This is a genomic window from Acinetobacter sp. YH12097 (genome assembly GCF_013419225.1).
GTDB lineage: Bacteria > Pseudomonadota > Gammaproteobacteria > Pseudomonadales > Moraxellaceae > Acinetobacter > Acinetobacter amyesii.
On the sequence record NZ_VPAN01000002.1, the window covers coordinates 1 to 18600 of the forward strand.

At 41.7% G+C, this 18600-nt stretch carries 17 protein-coding genes and 1 pseudogene; 8 read left to right on the top strand and 10 right to left on the bottom strand.

Annotated elements, in window-relative coordinates; all coding sequences use genetic code 11:
• The 3 genes and pseudogenes from tuf to rimI all read left to right on the top strand — a co-directional run.
• Positions 1-359 (top strand): annotated as a pseudogene (gene tuf, locus FTU37_RS01575) (elongation factor Tu); the annotation flags it as partial.
• 218 nt (positions 360-577) lie between these two features.
• Positions 578-1459 (top strand): metal-dependent hydrolase, encoded by an 882-nt coding sequence (locus FTU37_RS01580; protein WP_078193116.1) that lies wholly within the window; start codon positions 578-580, stop codon positions 1457-1459.
• A 117-nt stretch (positions 1460-1576) separates the two neighbouring features.
• Complete coding sequence (gene rimI, locus FTU37_RS01585; RefSeq protein ID WP_180059480.1) at positions 1577-2035, top strand: ribosomal protein S18-alanine N-acetyltransferase; 459 nt, start codon at positions 1577-1579, stop codon at positions 2033-2035.
• An 85-nt stretch (positions 2036-2120) separates the two neighbouring features.
• Here rimI and FTU37_RS01590 read toward each other — a convergent pair whose 3' ends face one another.
• The 3 genes from FTU37_RS01590 to trxB form a co-directional block, all read right to left on the bottom strand.
• A complete protein-coding gene (locus FTU37_RS01590; protein WP_168379088.1) occupies positions 2121-2936 on the bottom strand; it encodes an arginyltransferase in 816 nt (271 codons plus the stop codon).
• 21 nt (positions 2937-2957) lie between these two features.
• Positions 2958-3689, bottom strand: a complete 732-nt coding sequence (gene aat, locus FTU37_RS01595) for a leucyl/phenylalanyl-tRNA--protein transferase (RefSeq protein ID WP_180041054.1) — start codon at positions 3687-3689, stop codon at positions 2958-2960.
• Positions 3690-3799: 110 nt separating this feature from the next.
• Positions 3800-4753, bottom strand: a complete 954-nt coding sequence (trxB, locus tag FTU37_RS01600; protein ID WP_180008210.1) for a thioredoxin-disulfide reductase — start codon at positions 4751-4753, stop codon at positions 3800-3802.
• 253 nt (positions 4754-5006) lie between these two features.
• Here trxB and FTU37_RS01605 point away from each other — a divergent pair, with 253 nt between their 5' ends.
• Positions 5007-8120 (top strand): DNA translocase FtsK, encoded by a 3114-nt coding sequence (locus FTU37_RS01605; protein WP_180089341.1) that lies wholly within the window; start codon positions 5007-5009, stop codon positions 8118-8120.
• 42 nt (positions 8121-8162) lie between these two features.
• Here the strand turns inward: FTU37_RS01605 and FTU37_RS01610 are convergent, their stop codons facing one another.
• Positions 8163-9059 carry a LysR family transcriptional regulator gene (locus FTU37_RS01610; protein WP_180063915.1) on the bottom strand — a complete coding sequence of 299 codons (897 nt, stop codon included), beginning with the start codon at positions 9057-9059 and terminating at the stop codon, positions 8163-8165.
• A 104-nt stretch (positions 9060-9163) separates the two neighbouring features.
• On the opposite strand from FTU37_RS01610, the gene FTU37_RS01615 reads away from it, so the two are divergent.
• Positions 9164-10066 (top strand): AEC family transporter, encoded by a 903-nt coding sequence (locus FTU37_RS01615; RefSeq protein WP_180123666.1) that lies wholly within the window; start codon positions 9164-9166, stop codon positions 10064-10066.
• A 77-nt stretch (positions 10067-10143) separates the two neighbouring features.
• On the opposite strand, the gene FTU37_RS01620 is transcribed toward FTU37_RS01615, so the two are convergent.
• The 6 genes from FTU37_RS01620 to FTU37_RS01645 all read right to left on the bottom strand — a co-directional run bounded on the left by FTU37_RS01620 (position 10144) and on the right by FTU37_RS01645 (position 14723).
• Positions 10144-10431, bottom strand: coding sequence for a PA4642 family protein (locus FTU37_RS01620; RefSeq protein WP_067766167.1), 288 nt, complete (start codon positions 10429-10431; stop codon positions 10144-10146).
• Between the two features lie 289 nt (positions 10432-10720).
• The gene (minE, locus tag FTU37_RS01625; RefSeq protein ID WP_078190039.1) at positions 10721-10993 is read right to left on the bottom strand and encodes a cell division topological specificity factor MinE; all 273 of its coding nucleotides are present in this window, start codon (positions 10991-10993) and stop codon (positions 10721-10723) included.
• A gap of 2 nt (positions 10994-10995) precedes the next feature.
• Positions 10996-11808: a septum site-determining protein MinD gene (minD, locus tag FTU37_RS01630; protein WP_067670152.1), complete on the bottom strand. Its 813-nt coding sequence runs from the start codon at positions 11806-11808 to the stop codon at positions 10996-10998.
• Between the two features lie 65 nt (positions 11809-11873).
• Positions 11874-12593 (bottom strand): septum site-determining protein MinC, encoded by a 720-nt coding sequence (minC, locus tag FTU37_RS01635; protein ID WP_078193110.1) that lies wholly within the window; start codon positions 12591-12593, stop codon positions 11874-11876.
• A gap of 125 nt (positions 12594-12718) precedes the next feature.
• Positions 12719-13783: a preprotein translocase subunit SecA gene (locus FTU37_RS01640; RefSeq protein WP_373686255.1), complete on the bottom strand. Its 1065-nt coding sequence runs from the start codon at positions 13781-13783 to the stop codon at positions 12719-12721.
• Between the two features lie 16 nt (positions 13784-13799).
• A complete protein-coding gene (locus tag FTU37_RS01645) occupies positions 13800-14723 on the bottom strand; it encodes an acyltransferase (protein ID WP_180022271.1) in 924 nt (307 codons plus the stop codon).
• Between the two features lie 247 nt (positions 14724-14970).
• Between FTU37_RS01645 and FTU37_RS01650 the strand changes: the two genes are divergently transcribed.
• From FTU37_RS01650 to dut, 3 genes are all read left to right on the top strand, one after another.
• Positions 14971-15603, top strand: coding sequence for an OmpA family protein (locus FTU37_RS01650; RefSeq protein ID WP_078190036.1), 633 nt, complete (start codon positions 14971-14973; stop codon positions 15601-15603).
• Positions 15604-15740: 137 nt separating this feature from the next.
• Positions 15741-17780, top strand: coding sequence for a UvrD-helicase domain-containing protein (locus FTU37_RS01655; protein ID WP_078193107.1), 2040 nt, complete (start codon positions 15741-15743; stop codon positions 17778-17780).
• Between the two features lie 64 nt (positions 17781-17844).
• Entirely contained in the window at positions 17845-18297 is a 453-nt protein-coding gene (gene dut, locus FTU37_RS01660; RefSeq protein WP_078193106.1) for a dUTP diphosphatase, read from the top strand.
• Positions 18298-18600 lie beyond the last annotated feature (303 nt).

An 18600-nucleotide genomic window follows, 5' to 3' on the forward strand; every position in this document is an offset into this window, starting at 1 on the left:
GTGTTCTTCTACGTGGTACTAAACGTGAAGACGTTCAACGTGGTCAAGTACTTGCTAAACCAGGTACAATCAAACCGCATACTAAATTCGACGCAGAAGTATACGTACTTTCTAAAGACGAAGGTGGTCGTCATACTCCATTCCTTAACGGTTACCGTCCACAGTTCTACTTCCGTACAACTGACGTAACTGGTGCGATCGCGCTTAAAGAAGGCGTTGAAATGGTTATGCCTGGTGACAACGTAGAAATGTCAGTAGAATTAATCCACCCAATCGCAATGGACGCTGGCTTACGCTTCGCGATCCGTGAAGGTGGTCGTACAGTTGGTGCGGGTGTAGTTTCTAAAGTAACTGCATAATCACTAAATGTGTGTAAAAAAGCGCCTCTTTGAGGCGCTTTTTTTTATGCTTATTCAATGTGATAGGGAAATTGTCTGACAATATTTTTTTAAAGCTGTCCTTTAGTGATAATTCACTGTCCTTAACTGAAATAATAACAATTAAATAAAACCGTAATATGAACTCAAGAAAACCAATAAAAAGTTTGAGTATTTCATAACTCAAAAAGGAGTTAGGCATGAACGCTAAAGTAAAGATTACTAATCGAGCAGGTGCAAGTTTCCCTGTACGTCGCATGAATTTTGATTTTGATGCGGTACCAGAGTACTGGATGAATGGCTCAGCAGGTTTGACACATTTTATGACCGCATTATCTGCTTTATTTCCAGCGGGTGAAATGTTCTTTATTGATAGTGTGCGTGCCGTACGTAAACACCCAGCAATCGCAAATAATGAAGCCCTACAAAAAGAAATTAGTGCTTTCATTGGTCAAGAAGCGATGCATACGCAAGAGCATGAGGGTTTTAATGCTTCTGCACAAAAATACGGTCATGATGTCGAAACACTTGATAAGGCAACGGGTCGTGTTATCCAAGGTGTGCGCAAAGTCTTTGCACGTATTGGTAAACCTGTTGGCATTACTCAAGAAATGGTGGATCTAACCGCAACCACGGCACTTGAGCATTTCACTGCAACCATTGCTTCACAGTTATTAGTTAACCCGCATATTCAAGCTTTAATGACAGATGAAACCATGAAAAATATGTGGTTGTGGCATGCGATTGAAGAAAATGAACATAAAGCCGTGGCTTATGATGTTTTTGAAGGTGTCTTTGGTCAGGGAATAAAGGCCTACGCACTCCGTACAGGTTCATTGATTGGCGCAATGGTGACTTTATTCTTCGTACAAAGTTATTTTGTCGCTCGTTTATTAAAAGAAGATAACAAGCTTAATTTTGAAGCATTAAAAGATATTTATACCTATGGTTATAGCCCTTCAAAAGGCATCATTACTGGTATGGGGAAAGAAATGCTGATGTATTTTAAACCCGGTTTTCACCCGAATGATTTAGATACTTCAGGTTTGTTAAAAACGTGGAAAGCATATTTGGGGCTCTAATCACAGCGCTGTGGTGACTTTTTGAGAAGGGCGATGTAAATCGCTCTTTTTTTTATTCAACTTTAGAGGCAAACTTTTTATAATGCGCATACCCTAGCTATAGAAAGATAAACGAAGATGATTCGTTTGATGCAAGACGCTGATGTACAGCAGGTTTACGATATCGAGCGCCGCGTACAAAGCCATCCTTGGACCATAAAACAATTTCAAGAATCGATTGCTGCCTATCAAAGTACGGTGATTGAGCGACAAGGAAAAGTCGTAGGTTTTTGCATTTTACAACCCGTTTTAGATGAAGCAAATTTGCTGTTGATGGCGATCGATCCGAGCCAGCAAGGCAAAGGCTTAGGTTTTCAATTGCTCGATGAATCTATTGCCTTACTCAAAAATAACCCCATTCAAATTTTCTTAGAAGTGCGAGAAGGTAATCAACCTGCAATCCGTTTATATGAAAAAGCGGATTTTCATCAAATCGATCTGCGAAAGAATTATTATCCAAATGCCGATGGAACACGAGAACATGCCATTATTATGGTGAAAGCTTGTAGTGATGATTTTGCAGCTTTATTTAAATAAAAGCGGTGAAGCGTAATCAGATTTAAAGAAAGCATTCGTGAATTAACGGATGCATTTTTATTGAATATCTTTTGTTTGATCCCTTTTATTTAATAATAGGATTATTCCAACCAGAAGGTAGGGTGGTCATCAGGGAATCCCCCAGTTGGCTGATTTCTTCTTGGGTCAGTGGTCGGTTGAGTCGGCGCCACTGTCCATCAAGCAGAAGTTCCAGTGGAATGTACTGAGATTTATAATTCATTTTTTGCGAATCTGGCACCCAATAGCCCAAGTAGACATATTGCAGTCCAAGCTTTTGTGCATGCTCGATTTGTTTCAAAATGGCAAAAGTACCTAATGAGCGACGGCTTTCATCAGGATCAAAAAAGGTATATACCGCTGAAATACCATCATCGAGTGGATCACAGGTAGATACACTGATCAGTTGCTCATCCAACCACAGCTCTAAAAAGAAACTGTCAGTGCAGCTATTGATTAAAAATTTTTCAAATTGATCTTGGCTGGGTGGGTACATATCACCATCAGCATGCCGTTCATTGATATAGCGTTCGTACAGGGCATAATGCTTTGCATCGGCATCTTGAGGGCGGCTAATTTTCACCGTTAAATCTTGATTCCGTTTCCACGCTTTTTTTTGCACGCTGTTCATTTGAAATTCAAGAACAGGCACACGTGAGGACAGACATTGGCGACAAAGATGACATTCAGGGCGATAGACAAAATCACCACTACGACGAAAACCCATGCGGGAAAGTTCAGATAACGTGACCACATCAATACGATGGACAGGGTCAAGAAAGACCATCCGGGCAGATTTATTTTCTAAGTAGCTACAATCATGCGGAGGCGTGATGTAGTACTGTAATTCGTTCAACAGGGACTTCGGTTGATAGGAATTCATCGTAATATCCCTCTTTTATTGTCATGCGCTGAGACTTGCCCATTGCGCTATTGTTTTACTTGAAAATACACTGTCCTGATACTTTTTCCAATCGATAGAGGGTTGTTTAACAACATCTTGTAACGAATTAAGGTATTGTTGGCGAGAAAGTGTACTCGCACCTAAGCTTAAGAGGTGATCGTTGACCAATTGGCAATCAATCCATGGCAACTGATTCTCTTGCCCGATGAGCATTAAGGTGTAAAACGCCATTTTAGAGACATCTGTTCGTGTACTAAACATAGACTCGCCAAAGCAGCCATGACCAATATTGACCCCATAGAGGCCACCTACAACAGTCTCGTTTTCCCAAACTTCAATGCTATAAGCATAGCCTGCGTCAAACAGCGCAGAATATCCCTGAATAATATCTTCTGAAATCCATGTTTCATTGGCATAACTACGCGGCAAAGAACATGAGCGAATCACAGTTTCAAACGCATGATTAATGGTGATCTTATAGTCCATTTTTTTCATGCTGCGTAATAACGATTTACTCGGATGATAGTCATGCGGTCGAATAATGCAGCGGGGTTCAGGACACCACCAACAAATTGGATCACCTTCACTGAACCATGGGAAAAGACCGTGACTATAGGCTTCAAACAGTGTGGAAGGGGAGAGGTCAGCACCGATGCAAATTAAGCCTTCACCTTCGGGATCGCATTCAACAGGATCGGGGAAAGTAAATTCAGAAGGAGGGAGTATCGGCATGCCAAGCTTCTTATTGAGGTATACGGATTTTTATCATACATAAAAAAGCCGACCATCAGGTCGGCTAATTTTTAAAAATGTTTAGCTAAGCAAATGACTTAAGCAAAAGATTATTCACCGAGTGCATCAAGGTATTTTTCAGCATCGAGTGCAGCCATACAGCCTGAACCTGCAGAAGTAATGGCTTGACGGTAAATGCTGTCGGCAATATCACCCGCAGCAAATACACCCGGAATAGATGTTTGTGTTGCATTACCCGCAGTTCCGCTTTGAACTTGGATGTAGCCATCACGTAGGTTTAATTGACCATCAAAAATACCGCTGTTTGGTTTGTGACCAATTGCCACAAACATACCAGTGACATCAACATTTTGAGTTGAATCATCTTGCGTAGATTTAATACGTACAGAAGTTACACCTGTGTTATCGCCAATGACTTCATCCACTTGGTGATTCCAGATAATACTGATTTTACCTTCTTTTTCTTTTGCAAAAAGATGATCTTGCAGAATTTTCTCTGAACGTAAAGTATCACGACGGTGTACTAGAGTGACATGCGATGCAATGTTCGATAGATACAGCGCTTCTTCGACAGCAGTATTACCACCACCGACAACCATGACTTTTTGGTTTTTGTAGAAGAAACCATCACATGTTGCACATGCGCTTACGCCTTGACCCATAAATGCAGCTTCAGATTCAAGACCTAAATATTGTGCAGTTGCACCTGTACAAATAATTAATGCATCACAAGTGAACTCTTCCATATCGCCTTTAAGTACGAACGGACGAACATTGAGGTCAACTTCATTGATATGGTCATACACGATTTCTGTGCCAAAACGCTCAGCATGTGATTGCATTTGTTCCATTAGGGCAGGGCCAGTTAAGCCTTCTGCACCACCTGGCCAGTTGTCTACTTCTGTCGTTGTAGTCAATTGACCGCCTAATTGAATACCTGCGATGAGTGTCGGTTTCAGGTTCGCACGGGCAGCGTATACCGCAGCGCTATAACCTGCAGGACCAGAACCTAAAATAATTAGACGTGAGTGACGAGCGCTCATCCGTAGAATCCTTTTTTTATATGATAATTTGTGGAATTATACGTCAAAGTTTGAAACGATTGTGTGAGATTAAAGTCGATATTATTGATCATCGAAATCGTTTTGAGCTATATAGAATAAAGTTAACAACTATACTTAAATTATCTTGCATCTTTTTTATTGAACAGGTGCATAATAACAGGTTTAGATTCAGCCCATTTTTGTTGTGGGTAATGACAAAAACATTCATGAAGAATTGGTTACAGGAACGTATATGACAGCGGTGTCGGGTGCATATGCACAGCGCTTAATAATGACATTATTCCTTGTTTCATTTGGGATATATCTGTTCCTTGCAACAGTCACATATACGCCATTTGATCCGGGATGGATGCATTTATCCAGTGATACTCAGCAAGTTTCAAATGCCAGCGGCGTCGCAGGCGCATGGATAGCTGACTTACTCTATGGATTTTTAGGTTGGGCAAGTTTGCTGATACCTGTCTATTTATTTCTCGAAGCAATTCAAGTCTGGTGGCCACGTAGTTTTCTAAACCGTCCATTTCGCTATGCTGCTCAGTTCTTTATTTTACTGGCAACTTCAAGTTTACTTTTCCTGTTTTGGAATGTTCCCGAAGATACTTTAGAAAATGCATCGGGCGGGATCATTGGCTATGAACTGGGTCAAAGTCTTGAACAAATATTAACGGTCTATGGTGCAGCAGTATTTCTCATTGCATTTTGGATCATGTTGTTCACTTTGGCCTTTGGTATCAAGTGGAATAAGACATGGGCAACCATGAAGTCCACACCGGCTTATCTCCAAGATTTGTTCTATCGCAATGTGCCTGAAGGCGACACCGCATTTGACCGTACAGTACCAACGACTAAAAAAGATAGTGCTGCTGCGCATGCATCAAAAGTGGTTGCACCAGTAACACCGGCCGACGAACATCATGCGGTCGATGTCGATCCTGTGGTACGTGATCGCGTCGCTGAACGTTTATTTGATGATATTGCCGATAAAGAATGGGCAGACAAAGAATGGAACGCACAGCATTCATCTGCGGTAGATTTGGCAGAGACTGCTACGCTATCTGATGAAGATTTTGAACATACCTTGGCGAAAGTGCATCAGCTTGAACAAGATCAACAACGTGTTGTTGCAACAGGTGAAGTTTGGCGCGCATTACATTCCAATGATGACCAACGTCATAAACAAGATATTGATGCTTTACTGAAAGCGGCAGAAGAAGAGCAGCCTGCCAATCAAACTGAATATTTCAACAAAACAGCAGATGTGCATTCGAATTCTCCGACAGAAGCGGTGCAACCTGCTAAAAAATCAGTGGATTGGGATGATGATGAAATCTTCGATGAGCTGTTAGCGGCTGTCCCGAATAGTAAAACAGCGACGGATGTGCATAGCCCATTTAATACAGCGCAAAATGAAAGTCCAACAACGCATTCAAATGAATTTGCTACAGGTGCTGCTGCCACAGTTGCAGGTTTAGGTGTAGCTGCTGCACAGATTACACCGCTGACCACACCGAAAAATATCAGTGCTGAAACCGAATTTAATGATCTTGATGATTTGCTGGTTGAAGAAGCAGAGCGAGCGATAGAACAGGCGCAGCCGGTTCGTACAACCAGTAGTTACGCGCAATCTACGCCTTTGGTTCGTGCTGAAATCAATACGCAGCCGCAGACTTTTGTATCTGATGATGAAAAAGCCTTAATCAGCTCGAATAAAGATGCTTTCCGTGAAGTGTGGCAAGAAACGGCGGGCAAACCTGAAGACATCGATTTAGATCTCGAAGATGATTTTGACTTTGATGCTCCTTTAACCGATGCCTCTGGTCGTCCAATGTCACGTGCGATGCAAGTGGCACAAAAACGCTTGGATTTACCGACTTTGCCGGGCTTGGAAATCTTAGATCCGGTTGATCCGAACAAGAAAGTCAATTTCACTGCAGAGCAATTGTCTCGCTTGTCTGAACTTTTAGAAATTAAACTGCAAGAGTTTAATGTCAAAGCCAAAGTTGTAGAGGCACAGCCGGGACCAGTCGTAACACGTTTTGAACTTGATTTAGCACCTGGTGTGAAAGCGTCGAAAGTGACCAATATTTCACGTGACTTGGCACGTTCGATGTCTATGGCCTCTGTACGTGTGGTGGAAGTCATTCCGGGTAAACCGTATATCGGGATTGAAGTCCCAAATAGTTCACGTGAAATGGTTCGTCTTATTGAGCTGTTAGAAACTCCTGCTTACCGTGATCCAAATGCCTTACTTAGTATGGCGATGGGTAAAGATATTTCAGGTAATCCTGTCTTGGCCGATTTGGCGAAAGCGCCGCATATGTTGGTGGCAGGTACTACGGGTTCTGGTAAGTCAGTCGCAGTCAATGCCATGTTGTTGTCGATGTTGTTGAAATACACACCTGAGCAACTGCGTCTCATTATGATTGACCCGAAACAGTTGGAACTTGCCAACTATAACGATATTCCACATTTGTTAACGCCTGTTGTAACTGACATGAAAGATGCGGTGAGTGCATTGAACTGGTGTGTGAATGAAATGGAGCGTCGTTATAAGCTGATGTCTTTGATGAAAGTACGTAAGCTGACTGACTTTAACCGCAAAATTGAAGAAGCAATGGCTAATGGTGAAGATCTCATTGATCCAACTTGGAAGCCAGATGACTCTGCAACCCAAAGTCGTGCGCCACGTTTACAGCCGATGCCGTTGATCGTAATTGTTGCCGACGAATTTGCCGACATGATCATGCAAGTGGGTAAAAAAGCTGAAGAAATGATTACCCGTCTTGCACAAAAATCACGTGCGGCAGGGATTCATTTGCTGTTGGCGACACAGCGTCCAACCGTAGATGTAGTAACAGGTTTGATCAAAGCCAATATTCCAACCCGTGCTGCGCTACGTGTCAACAGTAAACTGGATTCACGTACTATCTTAGATGCTGGTGGTGCAGAAGACTTACTGGGTCATGGTGATATGTTGTTCCTCGGACCGGGTAAAATTGAACCTGAGCGGGTGCATGGCGCGTTTATTTCAGACGATGAAGTGAACCGTATTTGTGATGCATGGCGTGAGCGCGGTGAACCGAATTATGTCGATGAAATCCTCACGCCTTATGATGAAGAGCCGACATCTCGCGGTTTTGAAGATGGTGATGGCGGATCAGACCGTGATGCGTTGTATGATCAATGTGTTAGTTTCGTTTTGGAAACACGTAAAGCATCGACCTCATCTTTACAGCGTAAATTCAGTCTCGGCTATAACCGTGCAGCACGGATTATTGATCAGATGGAAGAAAATGGCATCGTCAGTGGGATGGGGCCAAATGGCAAACGAGATATCTTGGTCTAAGTCCTAAAACAAAAAACCTGCTTCGGCAGGTTTTTTTTATTTTTAGATTGAGAACTCATCTTGGTAGAACATGGACTGGGCCAATTCGATAAAGGCTTTGCAGGCAGGGCTCATGAGTTTTTGATTTTTTACGGCGAGTCCAATTTGCCGTTGGGTATTTGGAAAGAGTGGACGTTTGACCACATGTGGATGCAATGCCAACAGCTCAGCAGGCATCGCCATATCTGCAACGATAGCAATCCCTTCCTGTAAATTCACCATATTTAAAATGGTTAACAGTTGCGACATTTGATAGGTGATTTTAGGTTGTATGTGGTGTTGTTTAAGCAGTTTTTCGACATGGGACTGGCTGCCCGCACGGGTCATAATAAAGGGGTAATTTTGCAGGTCTTGGATATTTAAATGACTGTGTTTGGAAACTGAATAACTATCTGGAATCAAGGCAATGAAAATGTCTTGAATTAACGGGAAGGTGAACAGCTGCGGCTTAGGGAGTACGGCAAAACCCACATCAATCTGACGTTCAGAAATCCAACGAGACACTTCTGCATCGGTACCTTCTTCGACATAGATCTCAATGTGCGGATAGCGCTCTCTATATGCCTTTAATAGCTCTGGAAGCAGATGAATCGAACTAGAAGAACCAAAAGAGCCAATTCTCAGCGTTCCTTGTTGAATACCATGTGCGGCATGCACTTCTTGTTGCATGATTTGTGCCGTATTGATGATTTCTTTGGCATGCAGTAATAACTGCTGACCAATATGAGTCAGGCTAATTTCGCCTTGTTCACGGCTAAATAAGCTGACATTCCAATGTTGCTCTAAACACTTTAGGGTATGAGAGACAGCTGACTGAGTAATTCCCAGCTGTCGAGCAGCGAGAGTAAAGCTTTGTTGTTCTGCGACTTTAATAAAAATTTCAAGCTGAGAAAATGTCATTGCCATGAGTAATTACTCATTTTGTTATGAGTCTAGATGAGGATTATATTGTGCTACATAAATGGTTAAAGATGAAATAGCTACTTTATTTCAAGGCGTACAGCATGAATATCGTCGTCGCATTGTTTCCCCTCGTTGCATTAATCGCGATGGGCTATGTGCTTAAATACACACAGTTTGTTCAGGATGAATTTTGGGCAAATTCAGAAAAACTTAATTACTACGTTTTATTTCCTGTGCTGCTATTTTTGAATGTATCAGCCGTGCAATTGGATATGAACACTGTTTCACGAATGTTGACAGTACTGGTTGCGGGCACCTGTTTGATCAGCATCGTGTTGTGGGGGATCAAGCAGTTTATGCATATCCCCGTGCAGCGTTTTGGCGTGTATATCCAAAGTCATATTCGTTTTAATACCTATATTGGCTTGTCATTAATGGGGGCGCTGTTTGGCTCAGAAGGCATGCAAATGTTTGCCATGTTAATTGCCGTTGCTGTGCCCTTAGTTAATATTATTTCAGTATTGGCTTTTTCAAATTTAAGTGTGAAGCAATTGGGGCAGACCTGTCAGTCCATCGCAAAAAATCCCTTAATTTTAGGCTGTGTGGCAGGGGTATTGTTTAATTTATCAGGCTTGAGTCTGTTTAAAGGCTTACCTGAATTATTAAAAATATTGGCAGCCATGAGTTTACCGCTCGGACTACTTTCCGTTGGGGCAGCATTACAGTTTCAGCAAATGCGCGCCGATCTACGTCGTTTAAGTTTAAATACGATAGGGCGCCTCATGTTAATGCCATGTATGGCTTATCTATTGAGTACATGGATGGGTTTGACTGATTTTGAACGGATGATTTTAGTGGTCTTTTTTGCTTTGCCGACGGCATCATCGTCCTATATTTTGACACGCTATTATCAGGGCGATTCACAACTGATGGCGGCGATTATTAGTGTGCAAACCATTGGTTTTGGCTTGATGTTTCCATTGCTCATGTTGACCGTGCATTGATTATGATGATATTCAATAACGCCGGTATTAAATAAGATAAAAAAGCCCGCATCATGCGGGCTTTTTGGTACTCGAAATTAAGCAAATTTTGCCAATACTTCGAGGAAACCTGCGCTTTGACGTGGGTATTGAGCAATCACGTCATGAATACGCTGACCTTCAGGATTAGTTGCGTTCACATCACGGCCATCGGCAACGAATTGAGTCAAAAGACGCTCATAGTCATTTGGACGCATATGTTTGAAAGCATGGTAAAGCACGTGAAAGTCGCCATTCACTCCTTCAGGAGGAAGCTGAGTAAGGTAGGCAAATACACGCTCATCTGACCATTCTTCGTTGAACGTTGCTGGCTGAGATAATGCCATCGCAATCTCCTTGCTGGTTTAAAAATACAAAAAGGCAAAATATGAGTACGCAAGTAAAATAGTTTTATTCGCCGTCTCTAAGTTAAGCGACTCATTTTATGGTTGGATCAAAAGTTATTTTTTTTATCCCGTTTACTCGAAGCAAAGCTTTTGATCTAACAAAGGAATAAAACTAATCCAGCCCACTCGAAGCAAAGCTTCTCATCTTGCGGCTGGGTAAAGCAGCGCTTTACTGATCCAGCCTCACATTTTGCCTTGATTCAATTTACTTGGCTAATCAGAATTCAGATTAACGTTCTTCAGGCAAATTGATATTCATTTCAAGCATTTCAATATTCGCTTCAGAACGAACAGACATTTGAATATGTTGCTCATCTACACCACGAACATAGCGGTTTACCACTTGCATGATTTCTTTTTTCATCATGTCAATCTTGTCTTGGCTTAAGCGTTTACCTAAACCATTTTCAGACGCTACGATAACTTTTAAACGGTCTTTTGCCGTTTGTGCGCTTGACGGTTTCTCGTCGCTGCTAAAAAGTTTGCTCCAGAATCCTGCCATGATTACGCTCCAAATAGACGTGCTAACCAACCCTTAGGTTTTACCGTAATGTGACGGTAAGGGCGCTCTTCACCAAGGAAACGTGCAACAAGGTCATCATACGCTTGGCCAGCCGCTTCTTCTGTAAACAAAATCACTGGTTTACCTTCGTTTGATGCTTGTAGAACGCTTTTACATTCAGGAATAACACCTAAAGTCGGTACGCGTAAAATATCTTTTGAAATGTCATCAATCGTCAACATCTCTTGCTTATCCGCACGTTCTGGATTGAAACGTGTAATACAGAGATGCTTACGGATACGACCTTCGTTTTGTTCTACTTTTTTGGTTTTGCTGTCGAGCATCCCAATAATACGGTCAGAGTCACGTACCGAAGAAATTTCTGGGTTCGTCACAATGATCGCTTCATCAGCATGATACATTGCTAAAATTGCACCACGTTCGATACCCGCAGGTGAGTCACAAATGATGTAATCGAACTCTTGAGAAAGTTCGTCCATTACACGAGCTACACCTTCATCTGTTAACGCGTCTTTATCACGTGTTTGAGATGCTGGCAAAATGTAGAGATTTTCAATATCTTTATCGCGAATAAGCGCTTGTTGTAATCGAGCTTCGTTATTCAATACGTTTACAAAGTCATATACAACGCGGCGTTCACAGCCCATGATCAAGTCAAGGTTACGTAAACCCACATCAAAGTCGATCACAACAGTTTTGTGGCCGCGAAGGGCTAAACCTGTTGCAAAAGATGCGCTTGTAGTTGTTTTACCTACGCCACCTTTACCTGATGTTACGACAACAATTTTCGCCACCGAATCCACTCCTGTTATGGTTTAAATCCCCTTTTTTAATTAGGGGTTTGGTGATTATTTATACATTAAAATTGCAAAGCTTCAAATACTAGCTCTTGCTGGTCATTCAAATAAATATGTACTGGCTGTTTGACCACATGAGGTGGAATATCATCAGCGACACAGTAAGTCCCTGCAATTGAAACTAATTCAGCTTCTAATGAATGACAGAAAATACGTGCAGCCGTGTTCCCACCAGCTCCGGCAATGACTCTACCACGAGCACTACCATAAATATGTATATTTCCTGAAGCAATTACTTCTGAACCGCTATTAATACCAGCATTAATAATGATATCGCCATGGTCTTGGACTAAACATTGACCTGTACGCAAGATTTCATTGTGATACGACGTAGCATGACGAATGGTCGGTACTTCGACTGCAGCAATTTTATCTTCGGTTTTTTCTTCTGCAGGCGCGGGCTCTTCAACCACTTGTTCGCGTGTCGGTTTAACTTGTTGTAGTTTACGATCTGCAGGAACCACGGGAAATTGGATGGCACGCGCTTGGTCAGATAGCGGACCTTCAGTGACACCAATCGGTTGAATTTCAATACTAATAAGCAGTTGAATCAGTGCAATTAGTTCTTGATCAACCGTACTTTCAATCACGGCTAATGTTCCGGGTGGAAAAGCCTTTTGGAACATTGGAGTAAGTTGCTGGCGGATCGCATCATGATCATTGGTATCGAGGTGAATGCGAATCGCATTGACCATTTTGCCTTTTATCCGTATATCAGCCATATTGAATCCTTGAGACTTCTAACTATTACTTTTGTGCCGAAGTAGTTATGTTGTAAATAGAGCAAATCCTAGAACAATTTGCATGAATACTCTAGCGGAGTTCGCAATTATTTTTGACTAAGTGTTTATTCTGTAGCTTGGTCCTGTTCCTGCATAATCTGCTGCCACTGTTTTACTTTCACTTGCTTACGAATGGCTTCTAGACTTTCAAAAACCGCAGAGCGAACCAACTCATCCAGCTGGGCATTATTTTCGATTTCAATACGGCTAACACGCTGTGAAATGTCTAAATATAGATTGGGTTTTTGAGCCGTCGATGTATTGGGATAAGCCAATGGGGAAATTAAACCTTGGGTAATATTTTCACCCAAACGTTGCCCGATACTTTGAATCTGCTGTTCAATGCGGCTGCCAACGATTGGCACTAAGCGCAATAGCTGCGTGAGTTCTGGGGTATCTTCGATGGCCTGACTGACGATTTGTCCGACATTTTTGGCGATCAATTCACGTTCAGTACGTAGCTCTTTGCTTAAATTTTCTTGCAAAATTTCGGCCAAGACTTGGGTGAATAATTCGCGGTGATGCTGAACGACATTGCTAATCAAATCTTTATGTGTGGTACTGGTGTTTAACTCATGTCTAACCCCATCGAGTACGGTGAGTACCACTCGATCAGCCAATTCTTCCATCACCACACGATAATAAAACAAAGCTTTCTTTTGCCATGCCGATGGCACGATTTGATAGCCCATTTCATACAGTCGATAAGCAATCACGCCCGCACGAAATAAACGCAGGAAACGTAAATGCGGCACAATAGCTAAAATTTCGTACCAATGTATAAACGGGAAGAAGAACCAGCGCTGATGGTGCTTGTTGATGCTAGCAATCGCCCAACGTACCAACAGTTCGACTATCAAAAAGATAATAAACCACGCTTCGGTGGTAATGACCCACGGATGCAAATGTTCACGGTAAAAACTCAGCACATCGGGCAGGTGGATACTGTTAAAGAACCAACTGCCAAGATTGCTCATGAGGAAAAAGTTCATGCATAGGCAGAACAAGTTAAAAACAATAATAAACACCATGAAAATGTCATAAATCAAAAATAGTTTGAATGACCAACTGTTTGGATTGACATGATGATATTTAGATTTCTTGTTTTGCGGCATGCTGTTCTGCGACATAAAAACTTCTTCTTAATTATTCAGTAACTGAGTATTTAGCTTTCATACGAGTAATGAGTTGGTCTTTCTCTGTCCACAGCTCATCCACCCAATGCTGAAATTTTTCACGGAACTCTACGTCATCTTCATAGTTGCCGCCATGCACCCACGTTGGAATTTCAATTTTACGTAAATCCACGGCTATGCGTGGAACTTCACCGAGCCAAAATTCGCCATAACCTGGTGCACCATTTGGATAGACGATGGTCATATCCACGAGAGCATCAACTTGATCCCCTAAAATATTGAGTGCCAGTGCTAAACCACCCGCTTTCGGCTTAAGAAGGTTTTGATACGGTGATTGCTGCTGCACATGTTTTTCAGGGGTAAAGCGAGTGCCTTCCAAATAGTTCAGCAGGGTAAAAGGCTGGCTCAATAACTGTTCACAAGATTTACGCGCTTCTTCCATATCTCGATATTTAAGTTCAGGATTTTTCGCGATTTGTTCTTTGCTATGACGTTTCATCATTGGGAAGCCTAAAATTTTAAAAGCTTGTCCCACAAATGGAATGAAAATGAGCTCCCATTTGGTAAAGAAACGCGTCAGAGGCATACGGGTTAAACCAAAATATTGGTTGACTGTCGTATCGACCCAACTTTGATGATTACAGGTCATGAGATAGCGACCCTGCAAATTTAAGTCGAGGCCTTCATCGATGGTAATGTCCCATTCGGTATTAGGCAGAACATGGTCAATCAGCCAGTTATTGACGGTGAGCCAACTGTTGGTGATTTTAATGTTGGTTTCATCGACCTTTTTTGATTTTTTAAAGAGTTTGGTCAGACCAAGGGCTAAAACAGGAGGACCATGGAAAAAAGTACTGCCTGTCATAACGGAACCGACGGTAAGTCCTTTGCTAATTTTTTTTAGTGTCGGTTGCTTATTTGTTTGAGATGACATATAAAAAGTCCTAGCGGAAATTGTCCAAATAATGATTGATTCTAGTAAATATAGTTCGAGTTGATTAAATAAAAAAGGGCATCTGCTGAACTGTGAAGAAATTGTGATGGAATTAACAAATAAATCTCGTATTCATATTACAAATTGTAACTAAACGTTTTATTATTAACAAAAAATCAATGGTTCAGCCATTTGTTTTACTTCATCATTTCAACCATACAACAAAACACAAAGAAGGAGGCATGCAATGCGTGCACTAGTAATTTCGGCAGTAGTTGGGGCAATGGCACTTACTGGTTGTCAAAACATGGAATATGACAAAGCAGCAATCGGTACTGGTCTAGGTGCTCTTTTAGGCGCTGGTATTGCTTATTCTAATGCTGATAAAGACAAAATGGGTCAAGCAGCTGCAATTGGTGCTGTAGTTGGCGCGGGTGCTGGTCTTCTTCTTGATAAGAAAGAACAACGTCTTAAACAAGAATTGGCTGGTACTGGTGTTGACGTAGGTCGTAATCCAGATGGTTCGATCAACCTTGTAATGCCATCAGTAACTTTCGCAACTAACTCTTCAACTATTCAATCTCAGTTCCAATCTGCGTTGAATGACGTTGCTAAAGTATTGCGTGAAGACGGTACTGCAAACAAACTTGCAATCGTTGTACATGGTCACACAGACAACACTGGTTCTGATGCGATCAACAACCCACTTTCTCAAAACCGTGCAAACTCAGTGAAAAACTACCTAGCATCTCAAGGTATTTCTTCAACTCGTATTACTGCACGTGGTTACGGTTCAACTTCTCCAGTAGCGGATAACTCAACTGCTGCAGGTCGTGAACAAAACCGTCGCGTAGAAATCTCAGTTTACGAAACTAAATAAGTTTTAGTTCGAAACGAAAGGCCACCCTCGGGTGGCTTTTTTTATGGCATTTTTAATGACCGATAAAATACATTTTGCATTAGGCAAGATCGTTTCAGATGACTATAATCATCCTCGAATTAATAAGAGGAAAGACTATGTCACTGGCAAGTCAGTTGAACGACAAGCAACTTGAAGCAATGAAATACACTCAAGGACCCTTGTTAGTACTTGCAGGGGCAGGTTCAGGCAAAACATCGGTAATTACCCGTAAAATTGCCTATTTGGTGAAGCATTGTGGTATTCCTGCGCACCGTATCACCGCGATGACCTTTACCAATAAGGCCGCGCGAGAAATGAAAGAGCGTGTGACAAAGCTGATGAGCCGTGAAGAGGCAAAAGGGCTGTCGGTTTCTACCTTCCATAACTTCGGGCTGAATATGCTCCGTTTGGAATTAAAAAATACACCACTGAAAAATAACTTTTCAATTTTAGATGCAGATGACTGCAAACGCATTTTGATGGACTTAATGCATCGTGACAATTTATCCGGTGCAGAAAGTAAAGAGCTGATTGCCAAAGCCATGAAAATGATTTCAGATTGGAAAAACGATCTGATTCCACCTGAGCAAGCGCATACCACCTGTGAAACAGCAGAAGACGTTCAGTTTGCACATCTGTATCAACTGTATGAGCGTAATTTACGTGCCTACAATGCTGTGGATTTTGATGATTTGATTGTCATGCCGACGCGCTTATTACAAGAAAATGCAGAAGTGCGTGATCGTTGGCAGAATCGAATCCGCTATTTATTGGTCGACGAATATCAAGATACCAACACCGCGCAATATATTTTGGTGAAATTGCTTGTGGGTGTCATGGGGCAGTTCACCGCGGTAGGTGATGATGACCAATCGATTTATGCATGGCGTGGTGCTAAGCCTGAGAACATGGCTTTATTGAAGGAAGATTTCCGTAATCTGAAGGTCATTAAGCTTGAGCAAAACTATCGCTCGACCAGTCGGATCTTAAAAGCAGCAAATACCGTTATTGGCAATAACCCACATATTTTCGATAAAAAGCTCTGGTCAGATAAAGGCCACGGTGAAGTGATCCGCGTGATTACTTGTCGTAATGACGATGATGAATCAGAACGCGTCGTAAAAGACTTGATCACGCATAAGCTGATGAACGGTAAAAACTGGAAAGACTACGCCATTTTATATCGTGGTAATTTCCAAGCGCGCGCTCTTGAGACACAGCTCCGCCAAATGCAGATCCCGTATAAATTATCGGGTGGTCAGTCTTTCTTCGCTCGTGCTGAAATTAAGGACTTGATGAGCTACTTGCGTCTGATCATTAACCCTGAAGATGACAGCGCATTCTTACGAATTATCAATACGCCAAAACGTGCGATTGGTCCTGTGACTTTGGAAAAGCTTGGTCTATTTGCGCAGGAAAGTAATTTATCTTTGCTCAGTGCAGCAGGGGATCAGCGCTTGAGCATGGCGATTCCGAAAAAAGCCACAACCCAATTGGCCGAATTTGCGGACTTTATTTCGACCTTTACCCGTGAATTATTAGAAGATGATGAGCCTGTTCCCATTATTCGTCGCATGATGATTGAAGCAGGTTATATCGACTATGTGAAAGAGTCTGCAGCGACACCTGCGCAGGAAAAAACCAAGCTGGATAATATTGAAGTGCTATATAGCAGTATTCAAAGTTTGATTAACCGTGCAGAAGATGTAGATGAAAAGAACATTGAAAGTGTGATTCGTAAGATGGTGCTGCTCGATATGTTAGAACAGCAACAAGAAGAAGAAGACACCGATAAAGTCAATTTGTTAACACTTCATGCGTCGAAAGGTCTGGAATTTCCATTTGTTTATTTGATTGGTCTGGAAGAAGAAATTCTGCCGCATAAGAACTCTATCGCTGCCGACACCGTAGAGGAAGAACGACGTCTGATGTACGTGGGAATTACTCGTGCACGCCAAGGTTTAACTATGACTTTGGCAGAGCAGCGTAAAGCCGGTGGTCAAATGCGACAAATGACACCAAGTCGCTTCTTGGACGAACTACCACAAGATGAATTGGAGTGGTTAGGACGCAAGAAAAAGCTGGCAGGGGATATCGATCCTAAACAGCAAGCACAGCATTATTTAGAAAATTTACGCGCGCTGATTAAGCGTTAAAGCTTAATGCGTAGAATATATTATTTATTTTTTGAAATTCGTTTTATTGAAACAGGAATGAACCATGAAAGTTCAAGTTAAAGTTCTCGACACACGTTTAGGTACGGAATGGCCAATGCCAACTTATGCAACAGCAGGTTCGGCAGGCCTTGATCTACGTGCATGTGTAGAAGAAACCACCGTGATTGAACCGGGTCAAACTGTTCTGGTAAAAACAGGTCTATCTATTTATATCGAAGATACGCAGTATGCAGGTTTAATTCTGCCACGTTCAGGCTTAGGTCATAAACACGGCATCGTGTTGGGTAACTTGGTCGGTTTGATTGATTCAGATTACCAAGGTGAATTGATGGTGTCTGTTTGGAACCGTAGCCAAACGGCATTCAGTCTAGAGCCGGGTGAGCGTTTAGCACAATATGTTTTAGTGCCAGTTGTACAGGCTCAGTTTGATATTGTGGATGAGTTTGAAGCCACTGAACGTGGTGCAGGCGGTTTTGGTCATACAGGTAAAAACTAATCAGTGCGAGAGTTTTTATTCAGTGCGTAGATAAGTAAAATGCCTACAATCAAGTAGTTAATAAAAAACCATCCTCGTGATGGTTTTTTATTTAGATGATTGTTATTTAAAATTTTAATTTATTAAAAATCAAATCTATATTTAGGCTTTTATCAAACTCGTTTATGGGTTTATCTCAAAAACTTTAATTCTGATGAATTTACTCGGTTTATATTTTAATAGAGAAGAATAAATTGCATTTTGTTTACTGATTTTAATTTGATCAATTTACTATATTTGTACAGAGAGGAATAGGTATTTAAA